Source organism: Streptomyces sp. NPDC001700, from assembly GCF_053596435.1.
This window is the reverse complement of record NZ_JBSFGE010000020.1, coordinates 144,775-169,192: the sequence shown is the minus strand read 5'-3', so window position 1 is coordinate 169,192 and position 24,418 is coordinate 144,775. Positions and strand designations below refer to the sequence as shown.

General features: G+C 70.0%; 25 protein-coding genes. 3 read left to right on the top strand and 22 right to left on the bottom strand.

Annotation, left to right across the window (positions count from 1 at the left end):
- The first annotated feature begins 10 nt into the window (after positions 1-10).
- Positions 11-583: a cob(I)yrinic acid a,c-diamide adenosyltransferase gene (locus ACWC5C_RS31245; RefSeq protein WP_450880832.1), complete on the top strand. Its 573-nt coding sequence runs from the start codon at positions 11-13 to the stop codon at positions 581-583.
- 242 nt (positions 584-825) lie between these two features.
- Here ACWC5C_RS31245 and ACWC5C_RS31240 read toward each other — a convergent pair whose 3' ends face one another.
- Positions 826-1,377 carry a hypothetical protein gene (locus ACWC5C_RS31240; RefSeq protein ID WP_450880830.1) on the bottom strand — a complete coding sequence of 184 codons (552 nt, stop codon included), beginning with the start codon at positions 1,375-1,377 and terminating at the stop codon, positions 826-828.
- 154 nt (positions 1,378-1,531) lie between these two features.
- On the opposite strand from ACWC5C_RS31240, the gene ACWC5C_RS31235 reads away from it, so the two are divergent.
- Together ACWC5C_RS31235 and ACWC5C_RS31230 are read left to right on the top strand one after the other, a co-directional pair.
- Entirely contained in the window at positions 1,532-2,740 is a 1,209-nt protein-coding gene (locus ACWC5C_RS31235; RefSeq protein ID WP_450880828.1) for a sensor histidine kinase, read from the top strand.
- A gap of 27 nt (positions 2,741-2,767) precedes the next feature.
- Positions 2,768-3,430: a response regulator gene (locus ACWC5C_RS31230; protein WP_450880826.1), complete on the top strand. Its 663-nt coding sequence runs from the start codon at positions 2,768-2,770 to the stop codon at positions 3,428-3,430.
- 31 nt (positions 3,431-3,461) lie between these two features.
- On the opposite strand, the gene ACWC5C_RS31225 is transcribed toward ACWC5C_RS31230, so the two are convergent.
- The 21 genes from ACWC5C_RS31225 to thrB form a co-directional block, all read right to left on the bottom strand.
- On the bottom strand, positions 3,462-3,911 hold the full coding sequence (locus tag ACWC5C_RS31225) for a DUF2550 domain-containing protein (RefSeq protein WP_385440220.1): 450 nt from the start codon (positions 3,909-3,911) through the stop codon (positions 3,462-3,464).
- Positions 3,912-4,031: 120 nt separating this feature from the next.
- The gene (locus tag ACWC5C_RS31220; RefSeq protein WP_385440221.1) at positions 4,032-4,409 is read right to left on the bottom strand and encodes a F0F1 ATP synthase subunit epsilon; all 378 of its coding nucleotides are present in this window, start codon (positions 4,407-4,409) and stop codon (positions 4,032-4,034) included.
- A gap of 112 nt (positions 4,410-4,521) precedes the next feature.
- Complete coding sequence (gene atpD, locus ACWC5C_RS31215) at positions 4,522-5,964, bottom strand: F0F1 ATP synthase subunit beta (RefSeq protein ID WP_450880824.1); 1,443 nt, start codon at positions 5,962-5,964, stop codon at positions 4,522-4,524.
- 5 nt (positions 5,965-5,969) lie between these two features.
- Complete coding sequence (locus ACWC5C_RS31210) at positions 5,970-6,884, bottom strand: F0F1 ATP synthase subunit gamma (RefSeq protein ID WP_450880822.1); 915 nt, start codon at positions 6,882-6,884, stop codon at positions 5,970-5,972.
- A gap of 2 nt (positions 6,885-6,886) precedes the next feature.
- Positions 6,887-8,458, bottom strand: coding sequence for a F0F1 ATP synthase subunit alpha (gene atpA / locus ACWC5C_RS31205; RefSeq protein ID WP_450880820.1), 1,572 nt, complete (start codon positions 8,456-8,458; stop codon positions 6,887-6,889).
- Positions 8,459-8,548: 90 nt separating this feature from the next.
- A complete protein-coding gene (locus tag ACWC5C_RS31200) occupies positions 8,549-9,364 on the bottom strand; it encodes a F0F1 ATP synthase subunit delta (protein ID WP_450880818.1) in 816 nt (271 codons plus the stop codon).
- Positions 9,361-9,924, bottom strand: coding sequence for a F0F1 ATP synthase subunit B (locus ACWC5C_RS31195; protein ID WP_450880816.1), 564 nt, complete (start codon positions 9,922-9,924; stop codon positions 9,361-9,363). Before ACWC5C_RS31195 ends, ACWC5C_RS31200 begins: the two co-directional genes overlap by 4 nt.
- 43 nt (positions 9,925-9,967) lie before the next feature.
- Positions 9,968-10,216: an ATP synthase F0 subunit C gene (atpE, locus tag ACWC5C_RS31190; RefSeq protein WP_450880814.1), complete on the bottom strand. Its 249-nt coding sequence runs from the start codon at positions 10,214-10,216 to the stop codon at positions 9,968-9,970.
- Positions 10,217-10,294: 78 nt separating this feature from the next.
- Entirely contained in the window at positions 10,295-11,104 is an 810-nt protein-coding gene (gene atpB, locus ACWC5C_RS31185; RefSeq protein ID WP_450880812.1) for a F0F1 ATP synthase subunit A, read from the bottom strand.
- 261 nt (positions 11,105-11,365) lie between these two features.
- Complete coding sequence (locus ACWC5C_RS31180; RefSeq protein ID WP_450880810.1) at positions 11,366-11,821, bottom strand: hypothetical protein; 456 nt, start codon at positions 11,819-11,821, stop codon at positions 11,366-11,368.
- Positions 11,822-12,053: 232 nt separating this feature from the next.
- Entirely contained in the window at positions 12,054-13,406 is a 1,353-nt protein-coding gene (locus ACWC5C_RS31175) for an MraY family glycosyltransferase (protein ID WP_450880808.1), read from the bottom strand.
- 134 nt (positions 13,407-13,540) lie between these two features.
- Positions 13,541-14,209: an O-methyltransferase gene (locus ACWC5C_RS31170; protein WP_450880806.1), complete on the bottom strand. Its 669-nt coding sequence runs from the start codon at positions 14,207-14,209 to the stop codon at positions 13,541-13,543.
- Positions 14,210-14,253: 44 nt separating this feature from the next.
- Entirely contained in the window at positions 14,254-15,534 is a 1,281-nt protein-coding gene (locus ACWC5C_RS31165; RefSeq protein WP_450880804.1) for a serine hydroxymethyltransferase, read from the bottom strand.
- A 67-nt stretch (positions 15,535-15,601) separates the two neighbouring features.
- Positions 15,602-16,264 (bottom strand): arsenate reductase/protein-tyrosine-phosphatase family protein, encoded by a 663-nt coding sequence (locus ACWC5C_RS31160; protein WP_385440247.1) that lies wholly within the window; start codon positions 16,262-16,264, stop codon positions 15,602-15,604.
- Positions 16,261-16,908, bottom strand: a complete 648-nt coding sequence (locus tag ACWC5C_RS31155) for an L-threonylcarbamoyladenylate synthase (RefSeq protein ID WP_179936762.1) — start codon at positions 16,906-16,908, stop codon at positions 16,261-16,263. Before ACWC5C_RS31155 ends, ACWC5C_RS31160 begins: the two co-directional genes overlap by 4 nt.
- A gap of 49 nt (positions 16,909-16,957) precedes the next feature.
- Entirely contained in the window at positions 16,958-17,803 is an 846-nt protein-coding gene (gene prmC, locus ACWC5C_RS31150; protein ID WP_385440248.1) for a peptide chain release factor N(5)-glutamine methyltransferase, read from the bottom strand.
- A gap of 46 nt (positions 17,804-17,849) precedes the next feature.
- Positions 17,850-18,920, bottom strand: a complete 1,071-nt coding sequence (prfA, locus tag ACWC5C_RS31145; RefSeq protein ID WP_385440250.1) for a peptide chain release factor 1 — start codon at positions 18,918-18,920, stop codon at positions 17,850-17,852.
- A 156-nt stretch (positions 18,921-19,076) separates the two neighbouring features.
- On the bottom strand, positions 19,077-19,301 hold the full coding sequence (gene rpmE, locus ACWC5C_RS31140) for a 50S ribosomal protein L31 (RefSeq protein WP_385440252.1): 225 nt from the start codon (positions 19,299-19,301) through the stop codon (positions 19,077-19,079).
- A gap of 160 nt (positions 19,302-19,461) precedes the next feature.
- Entirely contained in the window at positions 19,462-20,583 is a 1,122-nt protein-coding gene (locus ACWC5C_RS31135; RefSeq protein WP_450880800.1) for an LCP family protein, read from the bottom strand.
- Between the two features lie 317 nt (positions 20,584-20,900).
- A complete protein-coding gene (rho, locus tag ACWC5C_RS31130) occupies positions 20,901-23,051 on the bottom strand; it encodes a transcription termination factor Rho (RefSeq protein ID WP_450880798.1) in 2,151 nt (716 codons plus the stop codon).
- Positions 23,052-23,451: 400 nt separating this feature from the next.
- The gene (thrB, locus tag ACWC5C_RS31125) at positions 23,452-24,366 is read right to left on the bottom strand and encodes a homoserine kinase (protein WP_450880796.1); all 915 of its coding nucleotides are present in this window, start codon (positions 24,364-24,366) and stop codon (positions 23,452-23,454) included.
- Between the last annotated feature and the right edge of the window lie 52 nt (positions 24,367-24,418).

Sequence of the window (24,418 nt, the reverse complement as noted above, 5' to 3'; positions counted from 1 at the left end):
GCTCGGACCCATGGTCAATCTCACCCGCATCTACACGCGCACCGGGGACCAGGGCACCACCTCCCTGGGCGACATGAGCCGCACCGACAAGACCGACCTGCGGATCGCCGCGTACGCCGACGCGAACGAGGCGAACGCCGCGATCGGGGTGGCCATCGCGCTGGGCTCGCTGCCGGACGAGGTGGCCCGGGTCCTGGTCCGCGTCCAGAACGACCTGTTCGACGTGGGCGCGGACCTGTCCACCCCGGTGGTCGAGAACCCCGAGCATCCGCCGCTGCGGGTCGAGCAGAGCTACATCGACAAGCTGGAGGCGGACTGCGACCGCTTCCTGGCGGACCTGGAGAAGCTCCGCAGCTTCATCCTCCCCGGCGGCACCCCGGGCGCGGCCCTGCTGCACCAGGCGTGCACGGTCGTCCGGCGGGCGGAGCGGTCGACGTGGGCGGCGTTCGCCGAGCACGGCGACGCCATGAACCCACTCACCGCGACCTACCTCAACCGCCTCTCGGACCTCCTCTTCATCCTGGCCCGCACGGCCAACAAGGAGGCAGGCGACGTCCTGTGGGTCCCCGGCGAAAACCGCTGACGCGGCCCTGTCCCCCACCCCGCCCCTCCCCACAGCATCCGATATGCGGCTCCGCCGCGTGGCGGGGCAGGCCCCGGCCCCCAGCCGACCTCCGAAGCCCGGAACAACCGCTGCGCACGCGTGCCGGGACGCAGCCCCAGGGCAGGGCCCTGGGCGCGGACTCCAACCCGCGCCCGGGGCACAGGTCCCGGGGGCGGGCTCCGATGGGCGGAGGGCGGGGTGGGGGCTTCCGCCGGAGGCGGCTACCTCGCGTTCGACTCGGCGGGTTCCCGCTTCGGCCACACCGTGTAGGCCAGCGCGATGATCACGTTGATGCCCATGACGAACAGCATCCTGGACTGCCACTCGCGCAGCGAGCCCACGTCGCCGTCGTCGCCGACGTACCAGATCGCGCCCTGGAGCAGGGCCATCGCGATGGCCGCCGCCAGGATCCAGCGGGCGGCGGTCTTCCATTCGTGGGCCGCGCGGGCCATGCCGTACTTCGGTGGCTTCACCGGCGGCGGGCCGTCGAAGAAGCGGTGGGCCACCCGGGCGTCGACCCACTTGATCGTCTGGTGGCCCAGGGCGACCGAGAAGCCGATGTAGGTCGCGGCGATGCCGTGCCTCATGTCCGGCTCCGCGCCGTTCTTGAGGTCGATGGCGGTCGCCACGAACAGCACCACCTCCAGCAGCGGTTCGCACAGCAGCACGGCCACGCTCGCACGCGGCATCTTCGCCACGTACCGCAGTGCGAGCCCCACGGCCAGCAGTACCCAGAAGCCGACCTCACAGGCGATGATCAGCGCGACAATCACGGTTCGCTCCCCTCGTTTTCTCCTTCCTCAGCCTTCCGCCCGATCCGGGGGCCCGCCTCGTCGCGGGCGATGAGACCGGGCTGCATCCTTCGATGTACGCGGGCGGGACCGGGAGGGGAGGCCACGGGGCCGTGGCACGTGCTGTGATGGGGGCATGCCCCAACGCCCCCACCGCGACGACGTGCTGATAGCCCTCGCCGGAGTGTTCGGCGGGGTGTTGCTGTGGGCGCTGGGGCTGCACAACAACCCGCCGTTCTTCGGCACGCCCCAGTGGCTGGGCCTCGTCGCCCTGGCCGTCATCTCGGGCGCGGAGCTGCTGCGGCGTACGGCGCCGGTCGCGGGGCTCGGCATCGGGACCGCCGCCGTCGCCGCGGACCTGTGCAGCGGCGGGCTCGCCGCGACGCTGCTGATGTACACGGACCTGATCTACGCCTGCGTCATGTACGGCACCCCCGCCACCGCCCGCCGCCTCCCCCGGCTGTGCGTGCTGGTCACGGCGGTGGCGACGGCCGTACCGCTGGCGGTGGTCCGCGAGCCGTGGACGCTGCTGATCGGCATGCTCGTCGCGGTGTTCACCATCAGCCCGGCGTGGACCGGCGTACTGGTCCGCAACCACCGCGAAGAGGCCGCCGCCGCCCGCCTGGAGGCCGAACGCACCGCGCTGCTGGCCGAACTGGACCGCCGGGAGGCGATCACCGCCGAGCGCGCCCGGATGGCCCGCGAGCTGCACGACATGGTCGCCAACCACCTCTCCGCCATCGCCATCCACTCCACCGCCGCGCAGACCCTCAAGGACCCGGCCGCGACAGAGGAGGCCCTCGGCGTCATCCGGGACAACAGCGTGCGCGGACTGGCCGAGATGCGGCGGCTGATCGGGCTGCTGCGCGACGCGCGCGAGGAGGACCACGCACCGTCCGCCGCGCCCACCCTCGGCGCGCTGGACTCCCTGCTGGAGCAGGCCAGAACCAGCAGCCCGCCGCCGCCCGGCGGCCAGGACTTCGTCCTGTACGACGAGCGCCCGGCGGGCTCCGCCCCGCTGCCCGCCCCGGTCGAACTCGCCGCGTACCGCATCGTCCAGGAGTCCCTGACCAACGCCCTCAAGCACGCCGGGCCGGGCAGAGTGGACGTCACGCTGACCCACCCCGCGAGCGGTACGGACGGCGGCGCCCTGGAGGTCAGGGTGACCAGCCCGTACGGCGGCGACCGCCCCGCGCCACGGGTGCCCGGCTCCGGCACCGGGCTGATCGGGATGCGGGAACGGGTGACGCTGCTCGGCGGCACCCTCGACGCGGGCCCCGTCCCCGGACCCTCCGGCACCGTGTGGCGGGTCCGCGCCGCGCTGCCCCTGGCCGACGGGGCCTGAGCCATCCACCATCCACAAGGAGCAGCGGTGAATCAGCTACAGCCCACGCCGGAGACGACCAGAGTGCTCGTCGCCGAGGACCAGGCCTCGGTGCGCTCCGGGCTCGTGCTCATCCTGCGGTCGGCGCCCGGCGTCGAGGTGGTCGGCGAGGCCGTCGACGGTCAGCAGGCCGTGGAGCTGGCCCGGGAGCTGCGCCCCGACGTGGTGCTGATGGACATCCAGATGCCGCGCCTCGACGGGGTCTCCGCGACCCGGCAGGTGGTCGAGGAGGGGCTGGCCGACGTCCTCGTACTGACCACCTTCGACCTCGACGAGTACGTGTTCGGGGCGCTGCGCGCCGGGGCGGCCGGGTTCCTGCTCAAGGACAGCGACGCGGCACAGCTGGTCGAGGCGGTCCGTACGGTCGCGCGCGGCGAGGGGCTGATCGCGCCCGCGGTGACCCGGCGGCTGATCGCGGAGTTCGCCCGCTCGGGGGCCCAGACGGCAGACCCCTCGGTGCTCTCCGTGCTCACCCCGCGCGAGCGCGAGGTGCTGGGCGCGCTGGGCCAGGGGATGTCGAACGCGCGGATCGCGGAGCATCTGACCATGGCGGAGGCGACGGTGAAGACCCACGTCAGCCGGGTGCTCGCCAAGCTGGAGCTGCGCAGCCGGGTGCAGGCCGCCGTCCTGGCCCAGGAACTGGGCGTCTAAAGCATGGGCGTCTAAAACAGAAAAGGCCCGGCTACGCGACGTTGACGCGCTGGCCGGGCGGGGCGGCCTCCAGCCAGGCCAGGAAGCCGGTCAGGGCGTCCTCGCTCATCGCCAGCTCCAGCCGCGTACCGGTGTGCCGACAGGCCAGGATCACCGCGTCGGAGAGCAGGGCCAGCTCTTCCTCGCCCTTGGGCGTACGCCGCTCCAGCACCTCGATCGAGGCCCGCTCCAGCGTGCGCCGGGGGCGGAACGCGTACGAGAAGACCCGGAACCACTCGATCCGGTCACCGTTGTAGCGGGCGATGCCGTACACCCACCCCTTGCCGCTGGGCTCCGCCTCGGGTCCGGGCGCGCCCCAGCGCATGGAACAGTCGAAGGTGCCGCCGGACCGCTGGATCAGCCTCCGCCGCAGCCCGAAGACGAAGAGTCCCGCCACCACCAGCGCGACGACCACGCCGCTCACGAGCAGAGCGAGGACCATCTTCACCGACCTCCTCGCCTCATCCGGAAAAACCGCACCTGCATCGCCTCAGCCGCGGACCGCTGAAGAGGAGCTCCAGCGAGGTCCGCGGCTGAGGTTTCCGACCGTAACGTGACAGGCTCAGTGCACTCCCGCCACCGCACGCAGCCGGACGTCGGCGCGCCGCTCGGCGGCGGCGTCCGCCGCCGACTTCGCGCGCTCCAGCGCCCGCTCCGCGCGCTTGACATCGATTTCGTCGGACAGCTCCGCGACCTCGGCCAGCAGCGAGAGCTTGTCCTCCGCGAACGAGATGAACCCGCCGTGCACCGCGGCGACGACCGTCCCGCCGTCGCTCGTACGAATGGTCACCGGGCCGGACTCCAGCACACCGAGCAGCGGCTGGTGGCCGGGCATGACGCCGATGTCACCCGATGTGGTGCGCGCGATGACCAAGGTGGCCGTGCCGGACCAGACACTACGGTCCGCCGCGACCATCTCGACGTGCAGCTCAGCAGCCAACGTGGCTCCTCGGGTCTGAAACCTGCCGGGTACGACAGGGCTTTCGTCAAAGAATAACGGGCGTGCGGGGAGGGGCGGGACCGGGCCCACCCCTCCCCCATGAGCACCGGGCTCAGGAGACGCCCAGCTCCTTGGCCTTGGCCTTCAGGTCGTCCAGGCCACCGCACATGAAGAACGCCTGCTCGGGGAAGTGGTCGTACTCACCGTCGGCGATCGCGTTGAACGCGGCGATCGACTCGTCCAGCGGCACGTCCGATCCGTCGAGACCGGTGAACTGCTTCGCCGCGTGGGTGTTCTGCGACAGGAAGCGCTCGATGCGGCGGGCGCGGAAGACGGTGAGCTTGTCCTCCTCGCCCAGCTCGTCGATGCCCAGGATGTTGATGATGTCCTGGAGGTCCTTGTACTTCTGCAGGATCGACTTCACGCGCGAGGCGCAGTCGTAGTGGTCCTGCGAGATGTAGCGCGGGTCCAGGATCCGGGACGTCGAGTCCAGCGGGTCCACCGCCGGGTAGATGCCCTTCTCCGAGATCGGCCGGGAGAGCACCGTGGTCGCGTCGAGGTGCGCGAAGGTGGTCGCCGGGGCCGGGTCGGTGAGGTCGTCCGCGGGGACGTAGATCGCCTGCATCGAGGTGATCGAGTGACCACGGGTCGAGGTGATGCGCTCCTGGAGGGTGCCCATCTCGTCGGCCAGGTTCGGCTGGTAGCCCACCGCGGAGGGCATGCGGCCGAGCAGGGTCGAGACCTCGGAACCGGCCTGGGTGAAGCGGAAGATGTTGTCGATGAAGAACAGCACGTCCTGCTTCTGCACATCGCGGAAGTACTCCGCCATGGTCAGACCGGCGAGGGCGACGCGCAGACGGGTGCCCGGGGGCTCGTCCATCTGGCCGAAGACCAGCGCGGTCTGCGGGAGCACGCCGGACTCGGCCATCTCCTCGATCAGGTCGTTGCCCTCACGGGTGCGCTCGCCGACACCGGCGAACACGGAAACGCCCTCGTGCAGCTTGGCCACACGCATGATCATTTCCTGGATGAGGACGGTCTTGCCGACACCCGCGCCGCCGAACAGACCGATCTTGCCGCCCTTGACGTACGGGGTCAGCAGGTCGACGACCTTCAGGCCGGTCTCGAACATCTCGGTCTTCGACTCGAGCTGGTCGAACGCCGGGGCCTTGCGGTGGATCGCCCAGCGCTCGGTGACCTCGGACTCGGCCTCCGGCTCGTTCAGGATCTCGCCGAGGGTGTTGAACACCCGGCCCTTGGTGACGTCGCCGACGGGCACGGTGATGCCCTTGCCGGTGTCGGTCACCGGGGCCTGGCGGACCAGGCCGTCGGTGGGCTGCATGGAGATCGCGCGGACCAGGCCCTCGCCCAGGTGCTGCGCGACCTCGAGGGTCAGGGTCTTCTTCGCCCCGTCCTGGGCCGGGTCGGAGACCTCGACGGTCAGGGCGTTGTAGATCTCCGGCATCGCGTCGACGGGGAACTCCACGTCGACGACCGGGCCGATGACCCGCGCGACGCGGCCCGTCGCCGTGGCCGTCTCAACAGTGGTGGTCATAGTTGTCAGTCACTCCCCGCAGAGGCGTCGGCCAGAGCGCTCGCGCCACCGACGATCTCGCTGATTTCCTGGGTGATGTCGGCCTGGCGGGCCGCGTTGGCAAGCCGCGTGAGCGACTTGATGAGCTCATCGGCATTGTCGGTGGCCGACTTCATCGCCCGCCGGGTGGCCGCGTGCTTGGAGGCGGCGGCCTGCAGGAGGGCGTTGTAGATGCGTGCCTCGACGTACCGCGGCAGCAGGGCGTCCAAGACGTCCTCGGCCGACGGCTCGAACTCGAAGAGCGGAAGGATCTCGCCCTTCTTCTTCTGCTCCTCCGCCTTCTCCTCGAGGCTGAGCGGCAGCAGCCGGTCCGCGACCGGGGTCTGCGTCAGCATCGAGACGAACTCGGTGGACACGATGTGCAGCTCGTCCACGCCGCCGTCGGCCGTCTCCTGGAGCACGGCATCGATCAGCGGTCCGCCGATCTTCTTGGCGTCGGCGTAGGTCGGGTTGTCGGTGAAGCCCGTCCACGACTCCGTGACCTTGCGCTCACGGAAGGTGTAGTAGGCGACGCCCTTGCGGCCGACGATGTAGGTGTCGACCTCCTTGCCCTCGCCGGTGAGCCGCTCGGTGAGCTGCTCGGCCGCCTTGATGACGTTGGAGGAGTAGCCACCCGCGAGACCACGGTCGCTCGTGATGAGCAGCACCGCGGCGCGGGTCGGGTTCTTGGACTCCGTGGTCAGCGCGTGCTGGGTGGTGGAGCCCTTGGCCACGGCGCCGACCGCGCGGGTCAGCTCGGTGGCGTACGGGGTCGACGCCGCCACCTGCCGCTGCGCCTTGACGACGCGCGAGGCGGCGATCATCTCCATCGCCTTGGTGATCTTCTTGGTCGCGGAGACGGACTTGATCCGCCTCTTGTAGACCTTGACCTGGGCACCCATACTCAGCCCTCGCCCAGCAGCTTGCCGTCCGAGGTCTCGAACTGCTTCTTGAAGCCGTCCACGGCCTCGCCCAGCGCCTGGATCGTGTCGCTGGACATCTTGCCGCCCTCGACGATGCTGGTCAGCAGGCCCTTGTGCTCACGGTGGAGGTAGTCCAGCAGCTCACGCTCGAAGCGGCGGACGTCCTCGACCGGGACGTCGTCCATCTTGCCGTTGGTGCCGGCCCAGACGGAGACGATCTCGTCCTCGGTGGAGAACGGGGCGTACTGGCCCTGCTTCAGCAGCTCGACCATGCGCGCACCGCGCTCCAGCGACGCCTTCGAGGCCGCGTCCAGGTCGGAACCGAAGGCGGCGAACGCCTCCAGCTCGCGGTACTGGGCGAGGTCCACACGGAGGCGGCCGGACACCTGGCGCATCGCCTTGTGCTGCGCGGAGCCACCGACTCGGGAGACCGAGATACCGACGTTCAGGGCCGGGCGCTGACCGGCGTTGAACAGGTCGGACTCCAGGAAGCACTGACCGTCGGTGATGGAGATGACGTTGGTCGGAATGAACGCCGACACGTCGTTCGCCTTGGTCTCGACGATCGGCAGACCGGTCATCGAGCCGGAGCCCATCTCGTCGGAGAGCTTGGCGCAGCGCTCCAGCAGCCGGGAGTGCAGGTAGAAGACGTCACCCGGGTAGGCCTCACGGCCCGGCGGGCGGCGCAGCAGCAGCGACACGGCGCGGTACGCGTCGGCCTGCTTGGACAGGTCGTCGAAGACGATCAGGACGTGCTTGCCCTGGTACATCCAGTGCTGACCGATGGCCGAGCCGGTGTAGGGGGCCAGGTACTTGAAGCCCGCCGGGTCGGACGCCGGGGCGGCGACGATCGTCGTGTACTCCAGCGCACCGGCCTCTTCCAGCGCGCCGCGCACGGACGCGATGGTGGAGCCCTTCTGGCCGACGGCGACGTAGATGCAGCGGACCTGCTTCTTCGGGTCGCCGGAGCGCCAGTTGTCACGCTGGTTGATGATCGTGTCGACGCACAGCGCGGTCTTGCCGGTCTGCCGGTCACCGATGACCAGCTGACGCTGGCCACGGCCGATCGGGGTCATGGCGTCGACGGCCTTGTAGCCGGTCTCCATCGGCTCGTGGACCGACTTGCGGTCCATGACCGTGGGGGCCTGCAGCTCGAGGGCGCGGCGGCCCTCGGTCTCGATCTCGCCGAGGCCGTCGATCGGGTTGCCCAGCGGGTCGACGACGCGGCCGAGGTAACCCTCGCCGACAGCTACCGAGAGAACCTCGCCGGTGCGGTGCACCTGCTGGCCCTCTTCGATGCCGCTGAACTCGCCGAGGACAACGGCACCGATCTCGCGCTCCTCAAGGTTGAGGGCGAGGCCGAGGGTTCCGTCCTCGAACTTCAGCAGTTCGTTCGCCATGGCCGAGGGAAGACCCTCGACCCTCGCGATGCCGTCGCCGGCAACGCTGACCGTACCGACCTCCTCGCGCGAGGCCGCGTCCGGCTTGTACGCCTGGACAAAGTTCTCCAGCGCGTCCCGGATCTCCTCCGGCCGGATCGTGAGCTCCGCCATCTGGGTTCCCTGCTCTCCTTGTTGGGCCCGAAGTAAGTGACTACGGCCCAACTCGGGCCGCTTACATGCTTGTTGAGTTGGTGGCTTAAGTCAGCCGGCCATCCGTCGGCTCGCCTCTTCGAGGCGGTCCGCGATGGTCCCGTTGACGACCTCGTCGCCGATGCGTACCACGACTCCGCCGAGGACCTCCGGGTCCACGTCGAGGTTGAGGTGCACCTGGTGTCCGTACAGCCCCGCCAGGGCGGCGCCGAGGCGCTCCTTCTGCCGGTCGCTGAGCGGCACCGCCGAGGTGACGACCGCGACCATCCGGTCCCGGCGCGCCGCGGCGAGCCTGGACAGCTCGTCGAGACCCGCCTCCAGGCTACGTCCGCGCGGCTGGGTGACCAGACGCACGACAAGCCGCTCGGTGACCCGGTCGGCCCGGCCGCCCAGCAGCTCGCGGACCAGTCCGGCCTTGGCCGTACCGTTCGCGCGCCGGTCGGCCAGCGCCGACCGCAGCTCGGACGAGGAGGAGACGATCCGGCCGAACCGGAACAGCTCGTCCTCTACGTTGTCGAGGCTGCCGGCCCGCTGGGCCGCCACCAGGTCGGCGCTGCTCGCCAGCTCCTCGACCGCGTCCGCGAGGTCGCGCGAGCGCGACCAGCGGGAGCGGACCATGCCGGAGACCAAGTCCAGGACCTCGCCGCCGACCTGCCCGCTCAGCAGCCGCTGGGCCAGCTCGGCCTTGGCCTCGCCGGACTGCGCCGGGTCGGTGAGGACCCGGCGCAGCGAGACCTCACGGTCGAGCAGCGCGGTGACGGCGGCCAGCTCGTCGGCGAGCTTCCCCGCGTCGACGGACGTGTTGTCCGTCAGCGCGTCGAAGCGCTCGCGCGCGGCAGCCAGTGCCTCCCTGCTCGCTCCGTTCATCGTCCGGCCTCAGCCTTCGAGCCGTCGGCCGCCTTGGCCTCGAGGTCGTCGAGGAAGCGGTCGATGGTGCGGCTCTGCCGGGCGACGTCCTCGAGGGACTCGCCGACGATCTTGCCGGCCAGGTCGGTGGCGAGCTTGCCCACGTCCTGGCGCAGCGCCGTACCGGCCTGCTTGCGCTCTGCCTCGATCTGGGCGTGACCGGCCGCGACGATCTCGTCACGCTGCCGCTGGCCTTCCGCGCGCATCTCAGCGATGAGCGCGGCGCCCTGCTCCTGCGCCTCCTGGCGCAGTCGAGCGGCCTCGTGGCGGGCGTCGGCGAGCTGGGCGCGGTAGTCCTCGAGGACCTGCTGCGCCTCGGCCTGAGTTGCCTCGGCCTTCTCCATTCCGCCCTCGATCGCCGCGCGACGCTCGTCCAGAACACGGTTGATGTTCGGGAGGAGCTTCTTGGCGAAGAAGAAGAAAACGATGGCGAAGGCGATCAGGCCGATGACAAGCTCTGGGATCGGCGGGAGGAGCGGGTTCTGCGCTTCCTCCTCCGCCAGGTTTACCAGGGCGTTCACATCATTGCCTTTCGTCGGATAGGGCTGGGCGTACGCCGTGGCGTCAGCTGGTCGGGTAGACGAACGGCATGACCAGACCGATCAGGGCCAGCGCCTCACAGAGCACGAAGCCGAGGATCTGGTTGGCGCGGATCAGACCGGCAGCCTCGGGCTGACGGGCCATGGCCTGGGTGCCGTTACCGAAGATGATGCCGACGCCGACACCGGGGCCGATGGCGGCGAGGCCATAGCCGATCGAGCCGAGGTTGCCCTTGAGCTCGACAGCGGCGAGGGTCGTCTGGAGAGCGGACATGCCGTTTCTTCCTTCTCTTTCAAGGACCGGTGGGGGTTGGCCACCGGACGCCCTTTGGGACGGGAGCTGACTGGGTACTCAGTGGTGCTCGGCGAGAGCGCCCTGAATGTAGCTGCAGGCCAGCAGGACGAAGACGTAGGCCTGAAGGGCCTGGATGAAAAGCTCGAAAGCGGTCAGCAGGATGACCATCACGAACGAGACGCTCGCGTAGGCGATCCCGATGCCGTTCAGCAGGTACCAGCTGGCGATCGTGAAGATCAGCAGCAGGACGTGACCGGCGAACATGTTGGCGAACAGCCGAACGGCGTGGGTGAAGGGCCGGATGATCAGGTTGGAGAGCAGCTCCAGCGCCATGACCACCGGCAGGACCGGGCCGAGCGACTTGTCGTAGCCGGCGATGTTCTTCCAGCCGCCGACGAAGCCGTGCTTCTTGAAGGTGAGGCTGACCCACAGGATGTAGACGATCGCCGCGAGTCCCACCGGGAAGGCGATGACCGACGTCACGGGGAACTGGGCCAGCGGGATCACGGACCAGAGGTTCATGATCCAGATGAAGAAGAACAGGGAGACCATGAGGGGGACGTACTTGTCGCCCTCCTTCTTGCCCAGGGCCTCGTAGACGACGCCGCGGCGCACGAAGTCGTAGCCCGCCTCGCCGACCATCTGGAGCTTGCCGGGGACGACCTTCGCCTTGCCGAACGCGGCCCAGAAGAACACCACGACGACAGCGGTCCCGAGGAGGGCCAGCAGCATCGGCTTGTTGATCTCGATGCCGGCGACGGTGAACAGCGGCTCGAAGGTGAAGGAATGAAGCCCCGGGGCCGGGAAGCCGCACCCATCGAAGATGTGGCAATCGGTCTCGAAGGCGAGCGTCTGGTCAGAACTCACCGCGAGCTCCTTCTGCGTGGCGCATGGGTACGGCAACCTCGTTGTGTCGGCGCGGGGCATTGCCGCGGAACGGCACTGGACGTCTTACGAATGTGGGGCGGCTTGTCGACGCAAGCCAGGCGGTCTTGGTGGGCAGCAGCTGCATGGGCGGCCGATTCCGTCCCGTGGAATCCAGGGGTTCAGCCACCTGCGCCCGCTGTGCCTCAGATGGCACCGGACGATAGCAGGTGAGCGCGTGTGCTTTTATACCGGCCCTACAGCTCACGACGGAGACCCGGCAGGGGAGGCATTCTTCTCCCCCGCCGGCTTCCGTTCGTCCTCGGCTTCCGGCTCCACGTAAAGAATCTTGGCCTTCATATGCGCCCGGGTCTGCGCGGCAACCCACGTCAGCGTCGCGGCGAGCAGCGCGAAGGCGAAAGCCCTGGTGTTGAACAGGGTGGTGTCCTTGAAGACGGCGAGCACGACCGCGATCAGCAGGAACTGCACCGCGAAGAGGGCGAGCCCCATCATCTGGAAGAGATGCGGCATGTGCTTCGCCGTCCGCAGCAGCACGATCAGATCCACTGTCATGACCGCGGCCACAAGGACCGTACCGAAGACGGCTCCCAACACACCCTTGCCACCGGCGAGCACAGCACTGAGCACGACCGCGACAACACCGACCACGGCGGTGGGCGCGGCGCAACTGAGCAGCGTTCTGGCGTCGTTGGACTGCATGAAGGGTTTCTCCGGCAAGAGTCGGAAGCAACGATTCGTCGTGGACGAGCGTATCCCCGGGGAAGGGAAGAACCTCACGGCGAAGGACCGTCGCACTACGGTCCCTGGGCTCTAGCACCGGGTTTAGTGAACGGTATCACAAACTATTTGATGAGGTCTTTACCCGCATCTTGTGCTGCACGTCACACGAGTGGGTTACACAACGTGTAGGAGTTGACGCGGTGCGTAGCCATCACTGGGGGGTTCCGATCTTCCTGCGGTGCGGAAAACGGGACCGGTCGCCGATCGCGGTGGCGCCGTTGAGCCCGGCCGGAACCGGCTCGGGGGCGGGCTCGGGCTCCTCCGGCCGGGCCACCGGCGCGGGCTCGGTGGTCTGAACGGCCTCGGCAGGCTGCGCGGCCTGTTCCGGCGCGGCCGCCCGGCGCCGGTAGCGGGGCGGTACGAACGCCTCCGCCCACCGCGGCACCCGCGGAGTGAAGCGCGGCAGCAGCAACAGCACCAGGCCCACCGCGCTCAGCACGACGATCGCGAGCACGAACCACACACCCGCCGAGTTCACCGAGTACGCGACCGCCCCGAAGGCGATCAGCGCCGACCAGAAGTACATGATCAGCACGGCCCGGCTGTGCGAGTGGCCGATCTCCAGCAGCCGGTGGTGCAGATGGCCGCGGTCCGCCGCGAACGGCGACTGGCCGCGCCAGGTGCGCCGGACGATGGCGAGCACCAGGTCCGCGAAGGGCACCGCGATGACGGTCAGCGGCAGCAGCAGCGGGATGTAGACCGGCACGGTGGCGTGCACCGCGGCCGTCTCCGAACCGGCGAACAGCTTCATCGCGTCCGGGTCCACCTGGCCCGTGATGGAGATCGCGCCCGCGGCGAGCACCAGCCCGATGAGCATCGAGCCCGAGTCGCCCATGAAGATCCGCGCGGGGTGGGCGTTGTGCGGCAGGAAGCCCAGGCACATGCCCATGAGGACGGCGGCGAACAGGGTCGCGGGGGCGGCGGCCTCCAGCCCGTAGCCGAACCAGATGCGGTACGCGTACATGAAGAACGCGGCGGCGGCGATGCACACCATCCCGGACGCCAAACCGTCCAGCCCGTCAACGAAGTTGACCGCGTTGATGGTGATGACGACCAGCGCCACCGTCAGCAGCGTGCCCTGCCAGGGGGTCAGCGAGACGGGCCCCACACCGGGCACCGGCAGCCACAGGATGGTCAGACCCTGGAGCACCATCACACCGGCGGCGATCATCTGGCCGCCCAGCTTGATGAGCGCGTCCACGCCCCACTTGTCGTCCAGCACCCCGAGCAGCCAGATGAGCCCGGCGCCGGAGAGCAGCGCGCGCGGCTCGTTGGACGTCTCGAAGACGTCCTTGAGGTTGGTGAGGTGAGCGGCCACCAGCAACCCCGCGCAGAGGCCGCCGAACATGGCGATGCCTCCGAGCCGCGGAGTCGGCTCGCGGTGCACATCGCGGGCCCGGATCTCCGGCATCGCACCCGCGGCGATGGCGAACTTCCGCACCGGCCCGGTGAGCAGATACGTCACCGCAGCCACGATGCACAGAGTCAGCAGGTATTCACGCACCTATTCCCCAGACGTCGCGAGGCAGATCAGGGAACCACACCCTAGGAGACCTCACCCTAGCCTGCTCCGGTTCCCGGTGTGCCGGGGACCAGCGGAGGTGACCGCCAGGTGACGTTCGCCACCCGGGCGCTGCCTCAGAGCGCCTTCTTGTGCAGCAGGGTGACGCCGTCGGCCACCGGCAGGAGCGACAGCTCCACCCGGTGGTCGTCGCGCAGGAAGGCGTTCAGCTCACGAATGGCGACGGTGTCGGGGTCCTGAGCGGCGGGGTCGATCACCCGGCCGAAGAACAGCGTGTTGTCGACGGCGATGAGTCCGCCGGGCCGCACCAGGTCGAGAGCCGCCTCGTAATACGTACGGTAGCTCGCCTTGTCGGCGTCGATGAACGCGAAGTCGAATGAGTTCGCCCCGCTTTCGGCAAGGAGCCCGGAAAGCGTTTCGGCGGCATTGCCGATACGGACGTCAATACGGTCGGCGACGCCCGCCTTGGCCCAGTACTCGGCGCCGATATCGGGCCATTTGCTGGTGATGTCGCACGTGACCAGCCGCCCATCCAGGGGGATGGCCCGCGCCATGCACAGCGTGCTGTAGCCGGTGAACGTCCCGACCTCCAGGACGTTCCGGGCGCCGATCAGGCCGACCAGAAAGGCCAGGAACTGTCCCTCTTCGGCCATCACCTGCATGGCCTGCCCCATGGGCAGTTCACCGGTGAGTTCTCGAAGGTCGCGCAGAATATCGTCTTCCCGCAGCGATACGTCGCGTACATAGGACAGAATTTCCGATGAGGATTCGACCTGATTCGCCATGCGCTCAAAGTATTACCGGACCTCACGACGGCGCAATACCGGGGTTACGGCTGCGGATATGGCGGAAAAGCGGCGGCCAGCTCCCTGACCTCCGCGCGCACCCCGCCCCCGCCCGCGCCGGGCGCCGACTCGTCCGCGCGCAGAGCGGTCGTCAGCAGCGCGCCGATCCGCGCCATCTCGGCCTCCCCCATGCCCTGCGTCGTCACCGCCGCACTGCCCAGCCGCAACCCCCGGACGCAGCCGCCGGGTTCGGTGGCGGAGGCCAGCGCGCAGGTGTCCAGGATGATCCCGGCGGCCGCGCAACGGGCCTTCGCCGTACGGCCGTCGAGCCCCAGCGGGGACACATCGACGGTGATCATGTGGGTGTCGGTGCCCCCGGTGGCCACCGTCAGCCCCTCCGCCGCCAGCCCGTCGGCGAGCACCCGCGCGTTGGCGACGACCTGCCCGGCGTACGTGGCGAACGCGGGCGCGGCGGCCTCGCCGAACGCGACCGCCTTGGCCGCCACGGTGTGCATCTGGGCGCCGCCCTGGGTGAAGGGGAACACGGCGCGGTCGACCCGCTCGGCCAGCTCCGCCCCGCACAGCAGCATTCCGCCGCGCGGCCCGCGCAGCACCTTGTGCGTGGTGGCGCACACGACGTCCGCGTACGGCACCGGGCTCGGCGCCGCCTTCCCGGCCACCAGCCCGATGGGGTGCGCGGCGTCGGCGACGAGGTACGCGTCCACCTCGTCCGCGATGGCGCGGAAGGCGGCGTAGTCCGGATGCCGGGGGTACGAGATCGAGCCGCACACGATCGCCTTCGGGCGGTGGGTGAGCGCGAGATCGCGCAGCCGGTCGTAGTCGATCAGCCCGGTGGCCGGGTCGACGCCGTAGCCGACGAAGTGGAACCAGCGGCCGGAGAAATTCGCCGGGGAGCCGTGGGTGAGGTGGCCGCCGTGCGTCAGCGCCATCGCCAGCACCGTATCGCCCGGCCGCAGCAGCGCGGCGTACGCGGCGAGCACCGCGGAGGAACCCGAATGCGGCTGGACGTTGGCGTGCTCGGCGCCGAACAGCGCCGCGGCCCGGTCCTGCGCCACCCGCTCGGCGAGGTCCACCTGCTCGCAGCCGCCGTGGTGACGGGCCCCGGGATAGCCCTCGGCGTACTTGTTGGCCAGCGGCGAGGCCAGGGCCGCCAGCACGGCCCGCGAGGTGTAGTTCTCCGCGGCGATCAGCTGCAGCCCGTCCCGGACCCGCTCCAGCTCGCCCAGGATGATCCCGGCCAGCTCCGGATCCTGCCGGGCCAGCTCGCCGAAGTCGGGCCCCCAGGGAACCGCGCTGACGGCCATCGCGTGCTCACCTTCGTCGGGCGTCACCCCCAATGTAGGCCCGCACCGGCGGCAGCGCGCGGCAGGACTACGCGGGGGCCGGAACCCCCGTCAGCGCGGTCACGACCGGGTCCAGCGCCTGGTTGATCTCGTCGCCGATGGAGCGGAAGAAGGTGATCGGCGCCCCGTACGGGTCGTGCACCTCGTCCGCCTCCTCGTTCGGCGCCAGCAGCCAGCCGCGCAGCGCGGCCGCCGCCTGGACCAGGGAGCGGGCGCGCTCGACCACGCCGCCCGCCTCCTCCGGATCGGGCAGCGTCGCGGGGTCTATGGCCCGTACCAGCCGGGTGAACTCCTTGAGCGTGAAGGTGCGCAGCCCCGCCGAGTGGCCCATCGAGATGACCTGGGCCCGGTGGTCGCGGGTCGCGGTCAGCACGAGGTCGGCGCGGATGACGTGCTCGTCCAGCAGCTCCCGGCCGATGAAGCCGTCCGGGTCGGCGCCGAAGTCGGTCAGGACGGTGGCGGCGTGCGCCTCCATCGGCGCGCCCTCATGGCCCCAGGTGCCCGCGCTCTCCACGATCAGCCCGCTGGTGCGGGCGACGCCGAGCCGGTGGGTGAGGGCATGCCGGGTCAGCCGCTCGGTGATCGGCGAGCGGCAGACGTTGCCGGTGCTGACGTGGAGGATGCGGAACGAGGTCTCGGCGTGCTTCGCACGGTGTTCCGCTATGCCACGGCCCGTCTCAGGGGCTGTCAATTCGCCACCTCGAGGTCGGGTACGACCTCACGGAGCTGCTCCGCGGAGAGCGCGCCCGCCCGCAGCAGCACCGGGACCTTGCCGGTGACGTCGACGATGGAGGACGGCACCGCGGCCGGGGTGGGGCCCCCGTCGAGGTAGACCGAGACGGAGTCGCCCAGCATGTCCTGCGCGGCGTCGCAGTCCTGCGGGGACGGGTGGCCGGTGAGGTTGGCGCTGGAGACCGCCATCGGACCGAAGTCGGTCAGCAGCTCGATCGCGACCGGGTGCAGCGGCATCCGTACCGCGACGGTGCCCCGGGTCTCGCCCAGGTCCCAGGTCAGCGACGGCTGGTGCCGGGCGACGAGGGTGAGCGCGCCGGGCCAGAAGGCGTCGACCAGCTCCCAGGCCTGCTCGGAGAAGTCGGTGACCAGGCCGTGCAGGGTGTTCGGCGAGCCGACCAGGACGGGCGTCGGCATATTGCGGCCCCGGCCCTTGGCCTCCAGCAGATCGCCGACCGCCTCCGCGCTGAAGGCGTCCGCACCGATCCCGTAGACGGTGTCGGTGGGCAGCACGACCAGTTCGCCGCGGCGGACGGCGGACGCGGCCTCGCGCAGGCCGGTCTTGCGGTCGGTCGCGTCCCCGCAGTCGTATCGCCGTGCCATTTTTAACGGTCCTCCTCGTACGTGGCCAGTGTGTGGTGCGGTGCCGCGGTCACGGCATGGCCTTCCGCGCGGTGGCGAATCGGGGCCGTTTGTTCAGGTCGGGGTGGTCGGCGGCGTCCGCCCAGCCACGCTCCTCCGTGAAGATCCACGGCACCTGGCCGCCCTGGGTGTCTGCGTGCTCGATGACGACGACGCCACCCGGACGCAGCAGCCGGTGGGCCGTGCGCTCCAGGCCGCGGATCACATCGAGGCCGTCCTCACCGGAGAACAGCGCGAGCTGGGGGTCGTGGTCGCGCGCCTCCGGCGCCACGTACTCCCACTCGGTCAGCGGGATGTACGGGGGGTTGCTGATGACGAGGTCCACCTGCCCGTCCAGCTCGGGCAGCGCCGTCAACGCGTCTCCTCGCTGGAGAACGACGCGGGACCCCTCGACGTTCTTGCGGGCCCACTGGAGGGCGCCCTCGTCCAGCTCCACGGCGTGCACCCGGGAGCGGGGCACCTCCTGGGCCAGGGCCAGGGCGATCGCTCCGGAGCCGCTGCACAGGTCGACGATGAGGGGCTCGACGACGTCCATGGCCCGGACCGCGTCTATGGCCCAGCCGACGACCGACTCGGTCTCCGGGCGGGGCACGAAGACGCCGGGGCCCACCTGGAGTTCCAGGTAGCGGAAGAAGGCGCGGCCGGTGATGTGCTGCAGGGGTTCGCGGGCCTCGCGACGGGCGACCGCCTCCCAGTAGCGGGCGTCGAAGTCGGCGTCGGGCACGCCGTGCAGCTCCCCCCGCTTGACGCCGTGCACGAAGGCGGCCAGCTCCTCCGCGTCGAAGCGCGGGGAGGGCACACCCGCGTCGGCCAGCCGCTGGGTGGCCTGGGCCACCTCGGCGAGCAGCACATTCACTGAATTCCTCCAGCCGGTCTCGTCCGTGGTTGCGAAGAGGAAGGTCCTACTGTGCCGCCGCCAGCTTCGCAGCCGCGTCGGCGTCGACGCACGCCTGGATGACAGGTGCCAGCTCTCCGTCGAGCACCTGGTCCAGGTTGTACGCCTTGAAGCCCACCCGGTGGTCCGAAATACGGTTTTCCGGGAAGTTGTAGGTACGGATGCGCTCGGAGCGGTCGACCGTGCGGACCTGGCTGCGGCGGGCGTCCGACGCCTCCCGCTCGGCCTCCTCCTGGGCGGCGGCCAGCAGCCGCGAGCGCAGGATGCGCAGCGCCTGCTCCTTGTTCTGGAGCTGGCTCTTCTCGTTCTGGCAGGAGACCACGATGCCGGTGGGCAGGTGGGTGATGCGCACCGCCGAGTCGGTGGTGTTCACCGACTGGCCGCCGGGGCCGGAGGAGCGGTAGACGTCGATCCGCAGGTCGTTGGGGCCGATCTCGACCTCGACCTCCTCGGCCTCGGGCGTGACCAGCACACCGGCGGCGGAGGTGTGGATACGGCCCTGGGACTCGGTCGCGGGCACCCGCTGGACGCGGTGCACCCCGCCCTCGTACTTCAGCCGGGCCCATACGCCCTGGCCGGGCTCGATGGTGCCCTTGGCCTTCACGGCCACCTGGACGTCCTTGTAGCCGCCGAGGTCGGACTCGTTGGCGTCGATGATCTCGGTCTTCCAGCCGATCCGCTCGGCGTACCGCAGATACATCCGCAGCAGGTCCCCGGCGAACAGCGCGGACTCCTCGCCGCCCTCACCCGCCTTGACCTCCAGGATCACGTCCTTGTCGTCGCTCGGGTCGCGCGGGACGAGCAGCAGCCGCAGCCGGTCGGTCAGCTCCTGGCGGCGCACCTCCAGCTCCTTGACCTCGTCGGCGAAGTCCGGATCGTCCTGGGCCAGCTCCTGGGCCGTCCCGATGTCGTCCCCGGTCTGCTTCCAGTCGCGGTAGGTGCCGATGATCGGCGTCAGCTCGGCGTAGCGCTTGTTGAGCCGCTTCGCCTCGCGCTGGTCGGCGTGGACCGCGGGGTCGGCGAGCCGCTTCTCGAGGTCGGCGTGTTCGCCGATCAGTTCCTCGACCGCCTCGAACATGAGGGCTCCCTGAGTGGGTCTGCGTGGACGCGTGGGGTACGGGCCGGACGGGACGGCCGACGGGACCGGACAGGACGCCGACGGGCCGTTGACGCAAAACGCCGGTCCGGGTCGCCCCTGCGCGGGGGCGACCGAGGACCGGCGCCGTGCGGGCCGCTACTTCTTGGCGGACCCTGCGCTCTTGCCGAAGCGGGCCTCGAACCGCGCCACACGGCCACCGGTGTCGAGGATCTTCTGCTTGCCCGTGTAGAACGGGTGGCACTCGGAGCAGATGTCGGCACGGACGGTGCCGCCGCTCATGGTGCTACGGGTGGTGAAGGACGCCCCACAGGTGCAGCTGACCTGGGTCTCGACGTACTCGGGGTGGATGTCGCGCTTCAAGGGAGTCTCCTGGTGTCTCGGGAGGGCGCCGGGTCGACGGGCGGGTTTGCACGTCGTGAACCGGGGCCGACGATCCAGTTTGCCAGCACTGGCCGCATCACCCAAAACCGGGGGTGGGGCCGGGATATTCCCGGCCCCGTCCGACATCCGCCCAGCGGTCCTACTTGACCACGTTGCCCGCGTCGTTCGCGTCGCCCGCCGAGCCCTTGGTGGCGGCCTTCGGGATCGGCTTGTCCGCCCGCAGCGCCTTCCAGATCAGCTTGGTCTTGGACTCCATCGGCAGCACCCGCGCCGGGTCGTTCGGGTCGTACTGGACGGGCAGCGTGGTCATCTCCATGTTGCCCGAGCCGATGCCCTGGAGGCTCTTGGCGAAGCCCGACAGCTTGTTGACGGAGGCCAGCTCGGAGTCGGTGGTGAGCGCCTTCGTGGAGGTGTTGGCGAGGTCGTACAGCTTCTTCGGGTTGCCGAAGAGGTTGACGCTCTTGATCTGGTCGAGGAGCGCCTTGACGAACGCCTGCTGGAGCTTGATCCGGCCGAGGTCACTGCCGTCACCGACGCCGTGCCGGGTCCGTACGAGGCCCAGCGACTGCTCACCGTTGAGGGTGTGCGGGCCGGGCTCCAGGTCGAGGTGGCTCTTCGGGTCGTGGATCGCCTGGGTGGTCGTGATGTTGACGCCGCCGAGGTCGTCGATCAGCTGCTGGAAGCCGGAGAAGTCGACCTCCAGGAAGTGGTCCATGCGTATGCCGCTCATGTCCTCGACGGTCTTGATGGTGCAGGCCGGGCCGCCGGTCTCGTAGGCGCTGTTGAACATCGCCTCCTGGACCGCGGGGCTCTCCTTGCCGTCCTTCTCGCACGAGGGGCGCTCGACGAGGGTGTCGCGCGGGACGCTGACCACGCTGGCCTTCTTACGGCCCTTGTAGACGTGGACGATCATCGCGGTGTCGGAGCGCGAGGTGCCCTCGTCCGTGCCGTACTTGGCGTTCTTCCCGGCCCGGGAGTCGGAGCCGAGGACGAGGATGTCCATCGAGCCGTTGTCGACGTTCTTGGGGCGGTCGGAACCGAGGGCCGCGTCGACGTCGACACCGGTGAGGTTCCCGTTGAGCTTGAAGTAGAGATAGCCCGCCCCGGCGCCGCCGAGGATCAGGACGGAGGCGACCGACCAGACGGTGATGTGCGTGGCCCTGCGGCGTGTGCTGGGACGCTTGCGGCGGCGCCCCGAGGCGCTTCCGCGGGCTCGATGCCGGCCCGGGTTCACCGGCGTGCTCTGCTGGTCGTCAGCCATGTGCTCCTCAGTCCTCGTATCCCGGGTACCCCCTGCCGTCACGGTCAGGCGTGGCGTCGCGGATCCGACCTGACAGATGACAGGCCGAGCGCCAGGGTTGCATATCAAGCCACCCCCGTTCTCAGCTGGGGCAGCCCGGACGCCGTTCGTCCCGTTCGTCCGCCTTACCGCTCTCACCTGCGCTTTCGCAGGTGATAAGGGCATCGAGACCGTTCCGTGACTGTCCTATTTGGTGTGGTTCACCTCTCACAAAAACCGAGGCCTCCCCGCGGTGCGGGGAGGCCTCGGCTGACGGAACGTGGCTGATCCGTATGCGGTCAGTCGCCGTTGTTGCCCGGGCTGGGCGTGGTCTTGGCGATCTGCATCAGGAACTCGGCGTTCGACTTCGTCTGCTTCATCTTGTCGAGCAGCAGCTCGATCGCCTGCTGCGAGTCGAGCGCGTGCAGCACCCGGCGCAGCTTCCAGACGATGTTCAGCTCGTCCGGCGCCAGCAGGATCTCTTCCTTACGGGTGCTCGACGGGTCGACGTCGACCGCCGGGAAGATGCGCTTGTCGGCGAGCTTCCGGTCGAGCTTCAGCTCCATGTTGCCGGTGCCCTTGAACTCCTCGAAGATCACCTCGTCCATGCGCGAGCCGGTCTCGACCAGCGCGGTGGCCAGGATGGTCAGCGAGCCGCCGTCCTCGATGTTCCGCGCGGCACCGAAGAACTTCTTCGGCGGGTAGAGCGCGGTCGAGTCGACACCACCGGACAGGATGCGGCCGGAGGCGGGCGCCGCCAGGTTGTACGCACGGCCCAGACGGGTGATCGAGTCCAGCAGCACGACCACGTCGTGGCCCAGCTCCACCAGCCGCTTGGCCCGCTCGATCGCCAGCTCGGCGACGGTGGTGTGGTCCTCGGCAGGACGGTCGAAGGTCGAGGAGATGACCTCGCCCTTGACCGAGCGCTGCATGTCGGTGACCTCTTCCGGCCGCTCGTCGACGAGGACGACCATCAGATGGCACTCGGGGCTGTTGCGGGTGATCGCGTTGGCGATCGCCTGCATGATCATGGTCTTACCGGTCTTCGGCGGGGCCACGATCAGACCGCGCTGGCCCTTGCCGATCGGCGCGACCAGGTCGATGATCCGGGTCGTCAGGCCGCCGGCCTCACTCTCCAGACGCAGCCGGTCCTGCGGGTAAAGCGGCGTCAGCTTCCCGAACTCGGGCCGTCCACGGCCGGTTTCGGGCGCCATGCCGTTGACCGAGTCGAGCCGCACCAGCGCGTTGAACTTCTCGCGGCGCTCGCCCTCGCGCGGCTGACGGACCGCACCGGTGACGTGATCGCCCTTGCGCAGACCGTTCTTGCGGACCTGGGCGAGCGAGACGTACACGTCGTTCGGGCCCGGCAGGTAGCCGGAGGTCCGGATGAACGCGTAGTTGTCGAGGATGTCGAGGATGCCCGCGACCGGGATCAGGACGTCGTCGTCGGAGACCTGCGGCTCGTTGCCGAAGTCCTCGCGGCCACGGCGGCCACGGCGGTCCCGGTAACGGCCGCGGCGCCCGCGGCGCCCGCCCTCGAAGTCGTCGTCGCCGTCGTCGGGGCGCTGCTGCTGCTGGCCCTGGCCACGACCGCCGTCGCGCTGCTGACGGCCACCGCCGCCCTGCTGGCCGCCGTCGTCGCCCTTGCCGCCACGGCCGCGGTCACGCTGGCCACCGCGCTCACGGCGGTCGCCCTTCTGGCCGCGCTCCTGGCGGTCCTGACGGTCGCCGCCCTTGGCGCCCTTGCCCTCGGCGGTGTCCGCCGAGGCCTCGCCCTTGGCGTCGGCCTTGGCGTCGGTACGGGTCTCCGTGCGGGTGTCGACGGCGGTCGCCGTGCCCCCCGACTCGGCGTTGGCGGTGGCGGTGGCCGGCGCGGTCGCCCGGCGGCGACGGCGCTCACCGGCCGGCTGCTCGTCGGCGGCCGACTCCCCGGGCTGGCCCGGGATGTCGATCTGGCCCTGCGAGGCGGTCTTGTCCGCCTTGCCGCCCCGGCCGGTCTTGCCGGACTTCTCGGCCTCCGCGGCCTGGTCGTCCTTCTCGGCCTTGGCGGCCTTCTCCTGCTTGCCCGCGTCCGCGCTGTCGTCGCCCGTACGGGCCTTGGAGGTCGTACGGCGCTTCGGCTTGGTCACCCCCTCGGCGGTGGACGGGGCGGCCTCGGAGCCCTGGGCTCCGCCGCCGGATGCGGCCTGCTTCTCCTTGATGACCTCGATCAGCTGGCTCTTGCGCATCCGCGCGGTGCCCTTGATGCCCAGGCTCGAGGCGAGCTGCTGCAGCTCTGCCAAGACCATGGCGTCAAGGCCGGTGCCCGAGCGGCGTCGCCGCGGGGCAGTGCCAGTGGCAGCACCGGTGGCAGGCGCGGAAGCGTCCGTAGCGGGCGCGGCGGCATTGCCGACACCGCTGTCGGAGGTGCCGGAGGCGTTCACGCCCATCAGATCGGTGGTGTCGCTCACGAAGGGTCCTTCCCTGGAGCGGGCGTCGGCCTGTCTGGCTCGGCGACCGGTTGTGCTGTCCGGCTGTGGTCCTTCCGTTACGGACCGGGCCGGGGCGGTGGTCCGCCGGTACGGCGGAGAGAACATTCATGGTTCCGGCGAGGCAGAAAAGTTCGCTTGAATCCGCCACACCGATTCCGGAGCGTGCACGACACTGCTCAGGCAGGCTGCTCAGGCAGTGTGGGAGGCTCCCGGAAGAAGGGTGGTCCCGGAGGGGGACACTGAGCACTACGCCTCCGAGTACATCCAAGAGGCTTCGAGTGCAGACTTGAGGTTAACACTACCGGATCCAACAAACATTCCCCCTCTCCAACCGGCAATCGAGTTGTGCGGTGCCCGGGGAATTCCCCGGGCGGCTGGGTCAGCTGAGCGGCAGGACGCTCGCCCCCCCGGCGTCGAGAGCCAGCCGGTTGGCCGCCCACCCGTCGCCTGCCAGCCGTGCGACCTTGTCGGCCGCACCGTCCTCGACCAGCGCGAGCACCGTGGGGCCCGCGCCGGAGACGACCGCGGGGACGCCGTCCGCACGCAGTCGGTGTACCAGGCGCACGCTGTCGGGCATCGCCGGAGCGCGGTATTCCTGGTGGAGCCGGTCCTCCGTCGCCGCGAGCAGCAGCTCGGGACGCCTGGTCAGGGCCTCCACGAGCAGGGCCGCCCGCCCCGCGTTGACGGCCGCGTCCACGTGCGGGACGGTGCGCGGCAGCAGTCCGCGGGCGGTCTCCGTGAGCACCGGCTTCCCGGGTACGAAGACCACCGGAACGATGGAATCGGCAGGGTCCATTCTGATCGCCCGGGCGGCGCCCGCGTCCGTCCAGGCGAGGGTGAAGCCGCCGAGCAGACAGGCGGCGACGTTGTCGGGGTGGCCCTCGATCTCGGTGGCCAGCTCGACCAGCGCCTCGTCGTCGAGCTTCTCGGCGCCGCCTATCGTCACGGCGCGCGCGGCGGTGATCCCGGCGCAGATGGCGGCGGAGGAGGAGCCGAGCCCGCGGCCGTGCGGAATGCGGTTGGCGCAGACCACCTCGAGGCCGCGCGGCTGCCCGCCCAGCAGGTCGAAGGCGGTGCGGAGGGACCGTACGAGCAGATGGCTCTCGTCGCGCGGCAGGCCCTCGGCGCCCTCGCCCGCGATGTCGACGTGCAGACCGGAGTCGGCGACCCGGACCACTACGTCGTCGTAGAGCCCCAGGGCGAGACCGAAGGCGTCATAGCCGGGACCGAGATTGGCGCTCGAGGCGGGGACGCGCACTCGGACGGCGGCGGCGCGGAACGCTGGACCGGCCATCGCTCGATGACTCTCCTTGTGTGACGTGCGATTGCTCGAAGACGTACGGAAC

What these genes read in the sequence shown, in the direction of transcription:
- ACWC5C_RS31245 (WP_450880832.1), top strand. Translation starts at nt 11, where the DNA reads ATGGTCAATCTCACCCGCATCTACACGCGCACCGGGGACCAGGGCACC.
- ACWC5C_RS31235 (WP_450880828.1), top strand. Translation starts at nt 1,532, where the DNA reads ATGCCCCAACGCCCCCACCGCGACGACGTGCTGATAGCCCTCGCCGGA.
- ACWC5C_RS31225 (WP_385440220.1), bottom strand. Translation starts at nt 3,911, where the DNA reads ATGGTCCTCGCTCTGCTCGTGAGCGGCGTGGTCGTCGCGCTGGTGGTG.
- atpD (WP_450880824.1), bottom strand. Translation starts at nt 5,964, where the DNA reads ATGACCACCACTGTTGAGACGGCCACGGCGACGGGCCGCGTCGCGCGG.
- ACWC5C_RS31210 (WP_450880822.1), bottom strand. Translation starts at nt 6,884, where the DNA reads ATGGGTGCCCAGGTCAAGGTCTACAAGAGGCGGATCAAGTCCGTCTCC.
- atpA (WP_450880820.1), bottom strand. Translation starts at nt 8,458, where the DNA reads ATGGCGGAGCTCACGATCCGGCCGGAGGAGATCCGGGACGCGCTGGAG.
- ACWC5C_RS31200 (WP_450880818.1), bottom strand. Translation starts at nt 9,364, where the DNA reads ATGAACGGAGCGAGCAGGGAGGCACTGGCTGCCGCGCGCGAGCGCTTC.
- atpE (WP_450880814.1), bottom strand. Translation starts at nt 10,216, where the DNA reads ATGTCCGCTCTCCAGACGACCCTCGCCGCTGTCGAGCTCAAGGGCAAC.
- ACWC5C_RS31180 (WP_450880810.1), bottom strand. Translation starts at nt 11,821, where the DNA reads ATGCAGTCCAACGACGCCAGAACGCTGCTCAGTTGCGCCGCGCCCACC.
- ACWC5C_RS31170 (WP_450880806.1), bottom strand. Translation starts at nt 14,209, where the DNA reads ATGGCGAATCAGGTCGAATCCTCATCGGAAATTCTGTCCTATGTACGC.
- ACWC5C_RS31165 (WP_450880804.1), bottom strand. Translation starts at nt 15,534, where the DNA reads ATGGCCGTCAGCGCGGTTCCCTGGGGGCCCGACTTCGGCGAGCTGGCC.
- ACWC5C_RS31155 (WP_179936762.1), bottom strand. Translation starts at nt 16,908, where the DNA reads ATGGCACGGCGATACGACTGCGGGGACGCGACCGACCGCAAGACCGGC.
- prfA (WP_385440250.1), bottom strand. Translation starts at nt 18,920, where the DNA reads ATGTTCGAGGCGGTCGAGGAACTGATCGGCGAACACGCCGACCTCGAG.
- ACWC5C_RS31135 (WP_450880800.1), bottom strand. Translation starts at nt 20,583, where the DNA reads ATGGCTGACGACCAGCAGAGCACGCCGGTGAACCCGGGCCGGCATCGA.
- thrB (WP_450880796.1), bottom strand. Translation starts at nt 24,366, where the DNA reads ATGGCCGGTCCAGCGTTCCGCGCCGCCGCCGTCCGAGTGCGCGTCCCC.